The sequence below is a fragment of the Roseixanthobacter pseudopolyaromaticivorans genome (genome assembly GCF_043195145.2).
Lineage (GTDB): Bacteria > Pseudomonadota > Alphaproteobacteria > Rhizobiales > Xanthobacteraceae > NCEH01.
Window position 1 is genome coordinate 30,181 of sequence record NZ_CM195539.1, and the last position, 14,259, is coordinate 44,439.

Annotated in this window: 14 protein-coding genes; 10 read left to right on the forward strand and 4 right to left on the reverse strand. The window is 64.1% G+C overall.

The annotated features are described in order from the left end of the window. Entirely contained in the window at positions 1-1,008 is a 1,008-nt protein-coding gene (locus V5F68_RS00150; RefSeq protein WP_394012757.1) for an ABC transporter substrate-binding protein, read from the reverse strand. A 158-nt stretch (positions 1,009-1,166) separates the two neighbouring features. On the opposite strand from V5F68_RS00150, the gene V5F68_RS00155 reads away from it, so the two are divergent. Next, complete coding sequence (locus V5F68_RS00155; protein ID WP_394012756.1) at positions 1,167-1,958, forward strand: GntR family transcriptional regulator; 792 nt, start codon at positions 1,167-1,169, stop codon at positions 1,956-1,958. A gap of 36 nt (positions 1,959-1,994) precedes the next feature. On the opposite strand, the gene hydA is transcribed toward V5F68_RS00155, so the two are convergent. Next, positions 1,995-3,425 (reverse strand): dihydropyrimidinase, encoded by a 1,431-nt coding sequence (gene hydA, locus V5F68_RS00160; RefSeq protein WP_394012755.1) that lies wholly within the window; start codon positions 3,423-3,425, stop codon positions 1,995-1,997. 704 nt (positions 3,426-4,129) lie between these two features. Continuing rightward, entirely contained in the window at positions 4,130-4,321 is a 192-nt protein-coding gene (locus V5F68_RS00165) for a hypothetical protein (protein ID WP_394012754.1), read from the reverse strand. Positions 4,322-4,382: 61 nt separating this feature from the next. Here V5F68_RS00165 and V5F68_RS00170 point away from each other — a divergent pair, with 61 nt between their 5' ends. Both V5F68_RS00170 and V5F68_RS00175 read left to right on the forward strand, forming a co-directional pair. Continuing rightward, the gene (locus tag V5F68_RS00170; RefSeq protein WP_394012753.1) at positions 4,383-5,504 is read left to right on the forward strand and encodes a hypothetical protein; all 1,122 of its coding nucleotides are present in this window, start codon (positions 4,383-4,385) and stop codon (positions 5,502-5,504) included. Between the two features lie 601 nt (positions 5,505-6,105). Next, a complete protein-coding gene (locus V5F68_RS00175) occupies positions 6,106-6,585 on the forward strand; it encodes a toll/interleukin-1 receptor domain-containing protein (RefSeq protein WP_445322309.1) in 480 nt (159 codons plus the stop codon). A 168-nt stretch (positions 6,586-6,753) separates the two neighbouring features. Here the strand turns inward: V5F68_RS00175 and V5F68_RS00180 are convergent, their stop codons facing one another. Continuing rightward, the gene (locus V5F68_RS00180; RefSeq protein ID WP_394012751.1) at positions 6,754-8,013 is read right to left on the reverse strand and encodes a hypothetical protein; all 1,260 of its coding nucleotides are present in this window, start codon (positions 8,011-8,013) and stop codon (positions 6,754-6,756) included. Between the two features lie 468 nt (positions 8,014-8,481). Between V5F68_RS00180 and V5F68_RS00185 the strand changes: the two genes are divergently transcribed. From V5F68_RS00185 to V5F68_RS00215, 7 genes are all read left to right on the forward strand, one after another. Further along, positions 8,482-9,378, forward strand: coding sequence for a hypothetical protein (locus V5F68_RS00185; protein WP_394012750.1), 897 nt, complete (start codon positions 8,482-8,484; stop codon positions 9,376-9,378). A 204-nt stretch (positions 9,379-9,582) separates the two neighbouring features. Next, positions 9,583-10,167, forward strand: coding sequence for a hypothetical protein (locus tag V5F68_RS00190; RefSeq protein ID WP_394012749.1), 585 nt, complete (start codon positions 9,583-9,585; stop codon positions 10,165-10,167). Positions 10,168-10,347: 180 nt separating this feature from the next. Beyond that, the gene (locus V5F68_RS00195; protein ID WP_394012748.1) at positions 10,348-10,860 is read left to right on the forward strand and encodes an HK97 family phage prohead protease; all 513 of its coding nucleotides are present in this window, start codon (positions 10,348-10,350) and stop codon (positions 10,858-10,860) included. Positions 10,861-10,959: 99 nt separating this feature from the next. After that, positions 10,960-11,481: an HK97-gp10 family putative phage morphogenesis protein gene (locus V5F68_RS00200; protein ID WP_394012747.1), complete on the forward strand. Its 522-nt coding sequence runs from the start codon at positions 10,960-10,962 to the stop codon at positions 11,479-11,481. Further along, a complete protein-coding gene (locus tag V5F68_RS00205; protein ID WP_394012746.1) occupies positions 11,478-11,792 on the forward strand; it encodes a hypothetical protein in 315 nt (104 codons plus the stop codon). The genes V5F68_RS00200 and V5F68_RS00205 overlap by 4 nt, the downstream gene beginning before the upstream one ends. 1 nt (position 11,793) lies before the next feature. Continuing rightward, positions 11,794-13,413 carry a tape measure protein gene (locus V5F68_RS00210; protein WP_394012745.1) on the forward strand — a complete coding sequence of 540 codons (1,620 nt, stop codon included), beginning with the start codon at positions 11,794-11,796 and terminating at the stop codon, positions 13,411-13,413. After that, entirely contained in the window at positions 13,410-14,078 is a 669-nt protein-coding gene (locus V5F68_RS00215) for a hypothetical protein (protein WP_394012744.1), read from the forward strand. The genes V5F68_RS00210 and V5F68_RS00215 overlap by 4 nt, the downstream gene beginning before the upstream one ends. The last annotated feature ends 181 nt before the right edge of the window (positions 14,079-14,259 follow it).

Here is a 14,259-nt window from a genome sequence, read left to right on the forward strand (position 1 = left end):
TCAATAACCAAGGTCGGTCTTGGGCTTGCCCGTGACCGCCTCGAGGAAGCGGTAGTCCATGTTCTTCTCCACCGCCGCCGTCACGTCGGTGTTGATGTACTTGAGGTCCTTCATCATCGTGGCGATGGCAACCGCCGAGGACCGATACATCTTGTAGTCGGGATAAAGATTGCCCACCGCACCTTCCGCGATCGCCTTGTCGAGCCCGGTCACCTTACTGATGACATCGACCCACAATTGCTTGTCGCCGGCGATCTTGTCGTCGACCTTGACGATGGCCCGTACCGTCTCCTCGACCGCCTTGGGGTTCGCCGCGATTACGTCGGAGCGTGTGACGATGAGGTTGGTCAGCTTTCCGGCGGCCTGGTCGTAGGGAAAGGTGAAGAACTTGGCGGCCTTGGCCTGCAGGATCTGGGTGGCGAAAGGCTCCGTGGTGCAGATCAGCTCCACCTCGCTCCGGCGCAGCGCCTGGATATGGTCGGAGGGGTTGGGAATGTTGATGAACTGAACGTCCTTGTTGACGTCGATGCCCTGCTTGGCAAAGGCGCCGCGCATATGGATGTCCTGCGCATTGCCGCGCGAGGCCGCGATGCGGAACGGCTTGCCCTGCGCCTTGTAGTCCGCGATCAGCTTCTTGAGCCCGGCCCAATCGTCGGCCGCCAGCGGCAGGTCGTTTTGAATGACGCACGCCGAGCCGCCGTTCACCTGCCCGGAGATGGCCACCACGTCGAAGCCCTTGTCGAGCGCGGTCGCATAATGGAGGTAGGTCACCTGCGCCACGTCGATGCTTTTGGACACCAGGGCGGTCAGAACGTCATTTCCCGTATTGAAGCCGATCACGTCCAGCTTGATGCCCTTGGCATAGTCCGGCGTGAGGGTGAGTGGGGTGCAATGGGCGCACTTGGCGAAACCGAGCTTGATGGTGGGCTCAGACTGGGCTGTCGCCGTCGAGACCGCACCGGCCGCAAGCGCCAGCGCAAGGGCGATGCGGGACAAAAACCTCTTCATGACCTTGCTCCTCTGGAAGACCATTCGAGCCGATCGCCCGTCCGCCGGAAGCGAAAGGCATTCGGTATGCAATATGGTTTTTTATTCGTATAATCATGGTTATATGTCATAATGCGATTGGCTTAAAAGCCGATTTTGTAGGCAGGAAGCGCAAAGAAATGACAGAATCGGAGGCACCTTTGGAAAAGCCGGGCGACGGCAAGGTGCGGCCGCGCGCGCCAGCCCGCACGCGGTTCAAGCCGGCGCGACTGAAGCTGTCCGCGAGCGATCCTAAGCAGCCGCTGAACACCGCCTCCCTGCACGACCAGCTCGTGATGCGGCTGCGCGAAATGGTGCTGGACGGTGAATTGCGCCCCGGCAGCCCGTTGCCGGAACGCATGCTGTGCGAGACCTTCGGCGTGTCCCGCACGCCGCTGCGCGAGGCGTTCAAGGTGCTGGCGTCCGAAGGCCTCATCGAGCTTCGGCCCCACCGCACGCCGCGGGTGATGCCGCTGGACCGCGCCGATATCGCCGCGGTGTTCGAGGTGGTGCTTGCGCTCGACCATCTCGCCGCCGGCCTCACCTGCGCCAGGGCTTCAGCCGCCGAAATCGGCGCGCTGGATGAGATGCACGCGCGGCTCGTGGCGCATCATCACGCCGGGGCGCGGGCCGAATACTTTCGCCAGAACCAGCGGATCCACGCCGAGATCGCCCGCCTCGCCGGCAATCCGGTGCTGTTCACCAGCTGGACCGCGCTTGCGGCCAAGATCTACCGCGCCCGCGCCCAGGCCAATTACGAGGCCGGCCGGTGGGATGAATCGCTTCAGGAGCATGAGGCCTTCATGACGCTGCTGCGCAGCCGCGATGCGGAGCGTTTCGCCGCCGCCATCGCCGACCATACTCGCCGCACCGGAAAGGCGGTGCTGGCCGCCCTGGATCTGCTGGCAAAACAGGAAGAGCCGGCGGCCTGACCGCCGGCATCACCGCGCCTCGGAAGCGTTCCACCTTCAGGCGGATGTCTTCGCCTCTGGCGTCTTCGCATAAGGCGAGCGCGCGCGGGCGAGATGGAGCCCGTGGCCCTTCTCGCCGACCAATGCGCCATCGCGCACGATGGTGCGGCCACGCACCATGGTCAGCACCGGCCATCCGGTGATCTGGCGGCCCTCATAGGGCGTATAATCGGCGCCGTCCCGCACCATGTCGTGCGTAAGGGTCAGCTTTCGCGTCGGGTCCCAGATGGCGATGTCCGCGTCGGAGCCGACGGCGATGGTGCCCTTGCGCGGGTAGAGGCCATAGGTCCGCGCCGGATTGGCGGCGGTGAGGGCGACGAACCGCTCGATATCGATCCGCCCCGTCATCACGCCTTCCGAGAACAGGATCGGCAGGCGCGCGCCGACGCCTGGTATGCCATTGGGCACCCAGCGGAAACTGGTGCGGCCCTTCGGCGTGAGCTTGCCCTGCGGGTCATCGTAGCGGAAGGCGCAATGGTCCGAGGAGAAGATGTTGAACACGCCCGTGCGCAGGCCCTCCCAGCACGCCTCCTGGCTCGCCACGTCGCGCGGCGGCGGCGAGCAGACATATTTCGCCCCTTCCATGCCGAGCCCGTCGAGATCCTGTTCGGTGAGCACCAGATATTGGGTGCAGGTCTCGCCCAGCACCGTCAGCCCCTTCTGCTGCGCCCAGCGGATCTGCTCCATGGATTCGCGGTTGGAGACGTGCACGATCATCACCGGCACGTCGACCAGTTCCGCCAGCGAGATGGCGCGGTGCGTGGCCTCGCGCTCCACCGCGATCGGCCGCGAGGTGGCGTGGAAGCGCGGCGCGGTCCGCCCCGCCTTCTCCAATTGCTCGGTCATGAAGCGGATGGCGTCGTAATTCTCGGCGTGGACCATCACCAGCGCGCCGGTCTCCCGCGCCACCGCCATCACGTCGAGGATCTCGCGGTCGTTTAGCGCCAGCCCCTCATAAGTCATGAAGATCTTGAACGAGGTGTAGCCGTCCGCAACCAGGGCCGGCAGCTCCTGGCCGAGCACCTGGTCGGTGGGGTCCGAAATGATGAGGTGGAACGAGACGTCCACATGGCACGCCCCCGCCGCCTTGGCATGATAGGCGGTCAAGGCGGCGCGCAGGGATTGCCCCTTTTCCTGGAGGCAGAAGGGCATCACGGTGGTGGTGCCGCCGAGCGCGGCGGAACGGGTGCCGGTCTCGAAATCATCCGCCATCACGATGCCCTCGCCCGAGGGCTGGGAAAAATGCACATGGGCATCGACCCCGCCGGGAAGCACCCATTTGCCGGTGGCATCGATGATCTCGGCGGCATCCGAAAAACCCGTGCCGAGCGCGACCACGCGCCCGCCGCTGATGGCGACGTCGCAGGCGATGCGATCGCCGGCCGTGACCACCGTGCCGCCGCGTATGACGGTGTCGAACTGCGCCATGGGGGATGGCCTCCTTGCCGATGGAATGTGTATCCGGTTTCAGGCCGGGCACGGCCGTGACCGGAGCGTGCGGGTGCCCCGCGCCCCAGTTCGCCATGCACGGGCCCCACGTCCAAGCAAGATCAAGACCAAACACGATCACACCGCGGGGGGCGTCGCACCACACGGGGCGGATCTGATATCGCTTCGCGATCCGGGATGCGCCCGACAAGAGGCAGATCAACACCCGGTAAGGGTGCATGTGGCGATCGCAGGCGGTGGGATCAGATTGCAGAAAAGTCCGCCACCCATCAAGATATGGGTATGGCGCTCCCAAGGGGAGACGATGAGCCCAATGAAGACAAGTAGTTGGGAAAAAGTGGGACGAAAAATTTCTCCGCATTACCGTTAGATTTTTTGCCCACTGGTTCCCACTGTGATTCGGTTCTGGCCGAACTCTCCGTGACCGCTGAAAACCTGCGCCGCTTCATGCGCCTACTCGCAAACTCGGCACGGCGCCGCGCGCCGGGTCCAGGCGCAGCGGCCATCCACCCATGCAGCCCTTCTAATCCGCCCACCGCCGCGACACCTCGCGGTGGCTGAGGGCGTCTGCTTTCAACGACCAAGCCGTCCTGATCTACATCAGGTCGTGGTGCCCCCTATTGCCCGAGGTGTGCATGCCAAAACTGATGGACGCCTACGGCGCCGCCCTGGACGCTCAGCGGTCAGAATGGAGCCACCGAGAAGAGCTCGGCGGCGCCGAGGCCGAGGTCTTTCGTGCGCGCAGGTCCGGCGACGCTCAGCGCCTGGCGGAAGCTCTTGCCGCGCGGCGTGTCGCACGAGTTCATCTGTGCCGAGCTGCCGCGGAGCATGACGCGAGATTCGCGGACTTCTGCGCCGTCGAGAACGAGCGGCATCGGAGGTCGGCGCAGCGCGCTCAGCGACAGGGGCGGCGGCCACAGGTCAAAGGAGCGCAGAATGTCTGACGGGCCTGGTTCGACACGCGAACACTGGACGCGAAATCTAAAGGATCGCGCCGGCCCGGTTGCCATCCTGCGGATGGGGCATCTCGTTGATTTCGACGCGCGCCTGACGGATCCGGCGCGCGTAGTCTATCGGTTCCTCATCGACTGGTACATGGACGCATACGGCGACGCGCTAGCCTCTGTCCGCCACATCGTAACGGTGATGCGCGATCGAGCTCCGGACGGTGCTCGGCACCTCTCGCGCAGCGCCGTTCAAAGGGCCGTCATCCTGCTCATCGAAACAGGATGGGTGGTGAGGCAGTACACAGGGAAGGGGCGCGCGGCGAGCCGGTATGTGCCCGTCTTCAACGTGCTTGAGCTTGCCACGAAGGGGCAATTCCCAACCGCCATTCTCGATAGCGTCCCAGAGACACGGGACACTAATGATGATCCCGATAGCGTCCCGGTAGAATGGGACAGCCGTGTCCCAGTAGAGCGGGACGCTAAGGCCGATAGCGTCCCGGTAGAATGGGACGAAGACATACCTACACGACGCACCTACAAGAGGTGCGGACGTGTAGTAGGTGTATCCTCCTCGGCTGCGGACGGCGCAGGCGCCGCCGCCCCGGAAGGTGGTTTTGATCGGCTTCTCGCCGCCTACGATCGGCAAGGCGAGGATGTCGCAGTAGCGAGGCGAGCCTTCGAACAGCGCGCGCCAGACGACGCCGAGGTCGAGATTATGGTGGATGCGGCCGCCTCATGGAAGCGCACGGCACGAGGCGGGCGGATGTCCCTGGCGCGCTGGCTATCCGAGCGGCGATGGTTGTCGGACGCCAAACTGGCAGAGGCCCCTGCCGAACGCTGGCCCACGTGCGTCATTACGAGCATTCGGCCCAAACTCGATTCCGCGGACGACTTCGACGGTGCGCGCATCACGTATAAGGACCGGCAGGGCAGCACCCAACGGCAGGTGCTGGACTTCGCGGAGTACCGTGCTCTTCAGGCCGCCGTTGAGCGTGACAGGCCCGCCGTCGCGGATCCGTCTGATGACCTGCACGAATTTGTCGGGGCCCGCTTCCTGATCTCCGGGGAGGGCGGCTTCCAATCGGTGTCGGACATGAAGGGGGTGGCGTAGGTGGGGTGGCGTCGCCGGCGCTATCCTGCCTGAATGGCCTGAGAGGCACCATCAGCGGCCGATAGCTCGGCCGCGGTTAGCGTACCGCCTCCTTGCCATCGCACATCCATTGGGCAGCGCCCCACCGCCCCCATACCCCCCGGTGGGGTGGAACACCCCTGGCCGGTGGATGCCGGCCGTGGCGGTCCATCCCAGCTTCCATACAATCGGCGGCGGTGGAGGTTCTGACTCCAAGCCAACATTCACGGTGCCCACTATGGGCGATCGGGTGGAAGATCCAGCTAGCGCAGCGCACCAGCTTTGTCCAATCCGTTGTAGCTGTTCGAGGGCGCAACTGAATGGAGAGATAAGCTTTGCTGTGATGCTAGAGAATCAGTAGCATTAGCGCATGGCTAGATGCACAGCACCAAGACGAGGCCATCGCACAGCGAGCGGTCGGGCAGAATGCCCCGCATGTGGTGGTGGCTATGGCGGCTACAGGGCGTCCTTGTTCTATTCTCCGTCATACTCCCAGTTGGGGAGCAGCGGAGGCGGTCGAAGCGGCGTCGGTGGGTCTGGCGGCAGCGCGAAGCCACGTTGGTCGCAGGCAACTTCGTCTGTGATGTACACGCCTGCCGAGGTGCGGACGCTCACACCGATCCGCGAAAACGTCGAGAAACGAGCGTCCGTCCCCGACCTTCGGGACGTCTTTCTTTGCCATGCATGGGACGATCGTGGAGGCGCTGCCAAGGAGTTGCACGACCTGCTTGAGTCTCTTGGTGTCTCCGTCTGGTTCAGCGAGAAGGATGTACTCCTCGGCACAGGGTTACTTCGCGAAATCGACAAGGGACTAGCGAAGTCGCGAGTCGGGATAGTTTTAGTGACCCCTGCGCTGCTGCGCCGCCTCCCACAAGAGGGCATCGCCGACAAAGAGCTTTCGGCGCTTCTAGCGCGTGACCTGCTCGTTCCAGTTGTGCACGGCACGACGTACGAAGCCCTCCGCGAAGTCAGCCCTCTGCTCGGCTCGCGAAGCGGCCTTAGCACTGCAGAAGAGTCGATGGCAAACGTCGCGGCCAAGCTCGCCGAGTTGGTTGCCCCCTAGCGCTATTGTCAACACTAGCTGTCCGTTCTAGGTGGCGAGAGTTTCGAGCTTGGCGCACAAGGGATACCGATCGTCTTCAGGCCAAACAGCTACTTCCGACCCACAGCTGACACCCGGCAGGTCCGCTTCTGCAGCCCCTCAAATTTCATTCGACAGAGGGTTAGCTTCTCACCGCTGCGGCATTTCCGCTAGCAATCTCGCGCGCTCGGCCATCTGTTCGGCCGTCGGCATGTAGATTTGCATTTCGCGCTCCCATGGGCCTACGCCTTGCACATCGAGCGCGATCCGCACTGGGATCTTGTTGCCCATAGGTTCGTCAGCCAGCAAAGCGAAATCCCGAACTCGGTTCACACACCTAAGCGGCGTATAGTGTCTCCCTGTCATGCTGTCCTGATACGGGATGGCGGCCTGCCGCACGACTTCGAGCTTCAATAGAAGATCGAGCCAGGGTGAGCCGCGAAACGCCTCAAAGTATTCAAAGAAGCGCACGCCAATGCTCGGCGAGAAAAGGTTGTCGCCCTGATTGAAGGAAAGGAGTGCTTTCACCTTTTGCGGTAGGTATTCCACGCCACTCACCCGCGCGATCCCGCCTTTGTCATTGAGAAATAGATCGCCAGTATCTGGATGCAGGGCCATGTCGCTTCCAAGATTCTGTACCTCGATGCGAGGAAAGCGCGGGTCTACATGGCAGAGCAGTCTGAAGCCATCAGCTGCTTTCGTCAGGATCGGCGCCGACGCGAGAACGCGACCGTCCCCGAGTTCGTTGCTGAGGACGTAGCGAGTCTCCGGCCTCGCCAGCTCGAACCCGTCGATGAAGGACACCAGCCCGTGCACATCGCCACCCAGAAAATGCCCCAGGCACAACGTCCAGCTGTCGGCCGAGACAGACACCAGCGCGCCAGTACAGACCACCTCCGGACCTATGGCGAGCAGACCCGTCATCAGATCCGCCTGCGGTCCGGTCTTCTGAACTCGAGCGATCGCACGTTCGTGCTTGCGCTTAAGCTCTTGCAGTTTGGCGACCGTATAGGTGACATCATCCCGGTCGATCCGCGTCGCGTCGTTCGCGCATAGCCAGATCGCATTCCCAATACCGGCGCGCTCTGCGGGAGTCATCGACACATCATAGCGCCGCGCGCCGGGTCCAGGCGCAGCGGCGGCGATATGCGCGGCCACGCCGATGCTTGACACTTTGTCTGGACCTTCGTCGCTCGGGCCGTCGGTCGGCACATTGCACATGGCGCAATGCCAACCCGAGCGAGCAGCCACCGCCCGCTTTACCTTCTGTGAAAATTCGTCCCGGCTTCCCATGCACGGAGTATAGCAGCTGGCTTCAATGTCCGCATAGGTTGTTGAAATTGGACGTTTAATTTTCGTACTTGCCCGCCGATAGCTTGGGCCGGATAGGAACCCAAGCAAAATTGGCATCTATGTGCTCCAACGCAGCGGTGCACGGAAGCTGCGGCCCGAAGGGCCTGGGAGCATGTTCCTTCAGTAGCGTGGCGGCTGCATTTCACCCGTTGCGGACATTTGGCCGCTGCGTCGAGGCCACCTGCCTCCCAGAGGGGGGCACCTCGATCCCCACCGCGTCCCCGCCGCCGCACCCGCGTCCCCCACTCGAGTCAACGCTAATACAGGAATCGCCCTCGCGCACGCGCAGGTGCGCGCAAGCGCGCGCGAGGTGCCGATGGAGGAACAAGTGGAGAGGGGCGACTTCAGGTGCGCCCAAGGCGCGGCGAAAAATCGTTGGGATGCGGCCACATCGCGGGGAAACCCGCGAGACTGTGCTCCCCTCTGTTGTTAGTACAGAGGCAGCAACTAGTTCCTGAATTTCCCTTCGCATTTCCGACGACCGGCAACCAATGCCGGCGCAGACATCGTATTCGCGAGGTCAGAATGGCAATCACCTCCCTTTCCACGCTCCCGGACCCCGACTTGCTCGGTATCACGTGTCGATCTCCTGCAGAGCACCGCGCCGCTGTCTCAGAAGCTGGCACATCCATGCGCACGGTGTTGGGGTGGCCCACCGCGGAGAGGCTCTCGCGTCTCGATCTATCGGGGCTGGCAGCCCTGGTGCTGTGGCGCGATCTCATGGAGCCGACCTCACCTGTTTGTGGGATGGGGACCGACGACCAGGCGATACCGGAGGCTTCAGAATTGGAGATCCGACCATCGATCAGCGAGATAGTCGCTAGCTATATGCGGCCGGCAGTCGTGCGCCACCGGCAATCGGGCGGCACCTGGGAAAGTGCGCCCGCGGTGTCCAACATGACTTCGTCGGGCGCACACGTCATGCGCGGAAGCTGGGCAATGCTCGGCACAATGAGGTTCAACATCACCAGCGACAAAAGGCAGGCCGGCCTGCTCGTGTCTTGGTCGAGGTCTGCCTTCGACGAGCCAGAGCCTGTCGTCGAGCGGCACCGCGTTCGTAGCAGGCCGTGCTCGGCGTCGTCCGGCGCGACCATGGCTTTGGACGTCGAGAGCGGCGCTACGCGTATCCCTATGACGAATCTTGCGGCCAAGGCCGAGGCAGAGATGTGGCGGGGCCTGTGTGCCACGTCCATTCGCAAAGCAGTCGGTTCCCGACACGCGCTCATTCTCGATCTAGCCATCAGCAGTGCTACAGCCGCGGAGATCGGCGAAGAGTTCGGATACCAGGGGAAGTACGCTGAGAGAAAGGGCGTGGCACTCATTGGAGATGCTGTTGCAGCGTTGCGCAGCCACCTTCAGGAAGCCCCGCCGACGGCTGCGAATGACAATGATCCGGGACCTCAGACCGCAGTTGCGGCATGATGTGCCCCAAACCGTCACGACGCGCGTTAATTTGTGAGAGGATCCTGAGCACTGGATCCTCCCTTCTGTGCCGCCATCCCATCGGCACGGCCGCGCCGCCGCTTTTGGCCTCGTCCGCTGGGCGGCGGCGCCCCCTTCCAATTCTCGCGCTCTGCGCCGGTCATCGCCGGCTGCGACCACACGCGCCAAATAAAGGAAAACCTAATGTCGCCTCTCAAACGCGCCCCCACGCCGTCGACCGCGTTCACCGTACCACCCCTGACATCCGATCCCGCCTATGCCGAGGCAGATGCGGCCCTTGCTGCAATGAAGGCCCACCTCCGTGTGGCCGAAAGCGAGCGCGACGCAGCCTTGTATGAGAGCTCTGTCAGGACGCATGACGCACGAGCCGCCCGTGTCGCGCAGCTGCTCGGGGAGGCCACTGAGGAGGTCGAGGCGCCGGAGACCCGAGTCACGAAGATGAACGCCGAAATTTCAGACGTGCGGGCCGCGCTTGAGGTGCTGCGGGAGCGGCTCACGGCGGCCCGGATGGCGGCATCCCGGCCCATCGTTGAACAGGCCCGCCCGGAGTACGTGGCCCGTGCCAATGCGCTGGCAGCGACGGTGCGCGCGGCCTTGGAGGCACATGTGCATTTCGAGGAACTGCGCGACCAGCTCATCGCCGCCGATATCGCCTGGGTCGGCCCGCTGCCGGTCGTCCGTGCCAGTCGGTTTCTCGGGGAGGTCAACGATAAGGACAGCGCGGCACATCGCTTCATCCGTGAAGTTGCAGAAATGGGGCCCGCGTGATGGAGCGAGCGACAGAACGCCGAGCCGCTCGGAAGCGGACGGTCCAGATGCCGGATGGGCGCCGTGAGTACACCGCCGACGAGCCGGTGAAGATTGCTCGGGAGCTGCGGGCCAAGTCGTCATTGGGGCGCCGTGAGGCACGGCTCGCCGCCGCCGAAGTTAAGCTGAAGGTGGCCGCGCGTGGCTGACCTGATAACCGGCTACGCAGCCCGGTTCGGCGACGAGACCGTCATTGCCGGCGAGTTTCGCGAGCAGCTGGCGCAGGGCGCCTTCGCCCGGACCCTGCGCGAGCGGCCTGATGTGGTCATGCTCCTGAACCATGATTCAGGCCGGGTCCTGGGCAGAACTTCGGCTGGCACCCTGACACTGCGCGAGGATCGGACGGGGCTGTGGTTCGGCCTGGAGTTGGACAGCACCACGCCTGAAGGCCTCACGGCGCTTGGCAACGTCCGTCGAGGCGACGTCCGCGGCTGCAGCTTCGGATTCCGGGTGCGGGCCGAGGAATGGCAAGAGGGCGGCGACCGGATGCCCCTACGGATCATCCAAGACGTGGATCTGGCCGAGATCACCCTGACCGCCTTTCCGGCCTATCCGACGACCAGTGCCTCACTGCGTTGCGCTGAGGATCCATCATCGCCGGCCCTGCAGTTGAAGGCCCGGCTCCTCGCGGACCTGAAGCGGCGCGGTGCCTGATCCAAGGGGGGCCTCCGATCTCCTGGGGCGTCCCGCCACAGCACCCGTGCCCCCCTTCGCGCGCGCATCTGCAATTCAAATGTTGGGTCAGGCATTCCGTTGAAAACCACCCGCCTTTCCGTCACCGGCCTGCGTGAGATCGGGGCCGGCCTTGAGCAGTTCAAGAAGTCGACCGCCAGCGGTGTGCTCCGGCGGGTGCTGAAGAAGGCCGCCAAGCCCGTCGAGGATGCCGCGAAAAGCAACGCCCCGGTTCTGACCGGCAAGCTCCGAGCGTCCATCACCACGCAAGTGTTCACGGGCTCGCCGGGCAAGTCCGCCTTTGCGAAAGCGATGAGGGGCGGGGCCTCCCGTGATGACGCCAGCGCCGCTGCGCGCGACGCCAATGCCCGGGCCGCTGGGCGCGGAGCTTCGGCGACGGTGCGCGTGAAGGCGACAGCGCCGCACGCTCACCTTGTTGAATTTGGGACAGTCCACATGCACGCGGAGCCGTTCCTCGGGCCCGCGCTCCGCACCGAGCGCGGCGAGGTTGTTCAATCGATCCAAGCAGATCTCAAGACCGAGATCGAAAAGACAGCGAAGCGCGTGGCCGCACGGGCTGCCAAGAAAGGCATATCGACATGACCTCCAAAACCCTGACCTTGGCGTTTGACGTCAACAGCATCGTCGCGGCGGAAACGGCGCTCGGCGCCAAGATCGCCGACATCATCGCAGAACTCCGATCCGAGACCGGCGCTTCATTGCGCACGTTGCGGGCGCTCGTTGCAGCCAGCCAAATCGACAAGCACATGGCGCGTTATGTGTCGCTGCCGATCCGGGAAGGTGAATACCGGAAGGCAACCGAGATCATCGAACGGCACGGCACCGGCGCCACAACCGAGGCAGTCGGGTTGGCGCTTGCGGCGTTCCTCGTAACGATGCAGAAGGCGACCTGACATGGCCGTTAATGCGGGCGGAGTCTATGTTGATCTCGGCCTAAACTCTGCCCAATTCCAGTCGGGCCTGAAATCCGCAGGCACCTCGCTCGATAAATTCGGAAAGACAGCAGAAGGGGTCGGCACGCGGGTCGAGGCAGGCCTTTCCAGCTTAGGCCGCGGTGTCGCCGGCTTGGCCGCCTTGGGCGGCATCAGCCTTGGGGCTCGTGAGGTGATCGCCTTCGCCGATTCCTGGACGCGGGCGAACAACTCGCTGAAGCTCGCAGGCCTTTCGGGGAGCGAGCTGACGACCGTCATGGGGCAGCTCTTCGATGCGGCGCAGCGGCAAGGCGCTCCCATCGAGGCGTTGACGACGCTCTATGGCCGAGCTGCGCAATCCGCAAAGGAGCTTGGCGCGACGCGGCAGGATCTGGTGCAGTTTTCCGAGGATGTGGCGGTGGCGCTCCGCGTCGCCGGCACCTCGCCTGAACAGGCCAGCGGCGCGCTGCTTCAGCTCTCCCAGCTTCTGGGCAGCGCCCGCGTCCAGGCTGAGGAATTCAATTCGGTCAATGAGGGCGCCCGGCCAATTATGCAGGCGGTGGCGAACGGCATCGAGGAAGCCGGTGGCAGCGTCTCGAAGCTCAAGGCCCTGGTCACGGATGGGAAGATTTCCAACGTGGCATTCTTCAAGGGCTTCCAGGCCGGCGCAGAAGGGCTGAGGGAGCAGGCCGGGAGCGCCATAGAGACGATTGCCCAGGGCTTCACGCGCGTGTCAAACGCACTGACGAGGACAATCGGCGAGCTCGACAGAGCGTCCGGCGCCTCCGCGAACGCGGTCACCAACCTCAAGGGTGTGGCCACCGCAATTGACGCCATTCCCAGCGCCGTGAACGCCGCGGTCGATAAGCTCGGCGATCTTCAACGCTGGCTCACCAGCGTCGGCAATTCGCCCTTCTGGAATAAGATCGGTCCCCTGATCGGCGTGGACTTTTCCGCCGCGGAGGCGGCGCGGAACGGCCTTTTGCCGGCGCCGCGCGACCAAGGCCTCGCCGCACTCAAGAACGGTCAGGGGTCCCAGCTCGGCCCCGGGTTCGAGGTATCGGACCTCGCCAACGGCAGCCAGAAGCCGGCCGCGAAGACGATCAAGGCCTCGGATTATCCGGTCATCGGTGGCAAGGAGAAAAAGGGGGCCGCCGACAAGGTCAGCGACTTTGACCGTGAGGTGGCTGCGGTTAACCGGCACACCGAGGCGCTTCGCCTTGAAGCCGAGATGACCGGAAAAAGCACCTTCGAAACCGCGAGGGCCCGCGCCGAACTCAGTTTGCTCACAGCCGCGAAGAAGGAAGGCCTGGAGATGACGCCGGCCCTATCGGCTGCGATAGATCAGGAGGCTGACGCCTTCGGCCGAGCGTCGGAGCAGCTCGAGCAGGCAGCCGATAAACACCAACAACTGCTGCAGTTGCAGCAGGAGCTCGGCGACATCGCGGGCAGCACGATCTCCGGCCTTGTTGACGGAACCCAGAGCTGGGGGGACTCGCTCGCCAATGTCACGAAGCGCATGGCCGACCTGGTGCTTCAGGCGGCGTTGCTCGGGCAAGGTCCGCTCGGCGGAATCTACGGAATCAGGAAGGACCACCATTGACCGCAATCAATCTCGCCATCCATCCCGAGACCATCTTCGTGGTCACGGACGGCGCATCATACATGGCAGATGGCACGCTCGGCGCACTGTCGAGTAAAACCTACCCCCTGCCGCACCTCAACGCCGTCCTGGCGGCTCGCGGGCCTCACTACTTCCTGCCGTTGGTGGGGGCCACGCTGAGTATGGCCGACAGCTTCGATGATTTGGTGGCAGGCCTCGCGGACGCGGTGCGGGACGTTATGGCGGTCCACGGCGGATTGCTCAGCTTGTGCGACATCGGTCCGGACTTCGATCTGGTGGTCGCTGGCTTCGGTGAGGCCGGCCCCGCGGCGTACGTGCTGACCTCAAAGGAGCGCGACGGCGTGCCCGCATGGGAGGTGCAGCCGATGGGGCAGTTCGTGGCGATGCCGTGGGACGCCGCGACCGAGGCTCGCGTGGAGCACGGGCTGACACTGGCCGAGCGGGAAGGCGAGCTCGACGATCCGGAGGGGTTCTTGCTGCGCGTTGTTGAGGCTCAGCGGCACGTGGAAGAGGACGGGCGCCGCGGCGTCGGTGGGTTCGCGCAGGTCACGGTGTTGGATCGCGAGGGTGTCAGCAGCCGGATCGTGCGGCGGTGGGGGGATGTGGTGGGTGAGAGGTTGGGGATGGCTGCACTGGCGGCTTGAGGCCGGCCCCGGTCGATGATCTCGGCTCGCCGACCGGCACCACCTGTGACCCAACAACTCGCAATTCACGCCAATTCAGATTCTGGAGGCCTTCGCGTGCGGGGGACGGTGGCCGGCCATAGGTGAGGTGTACCCTCCAATGGGGAGAGGGGGAGAGGGGGAGACAATTCACGTCAAACTC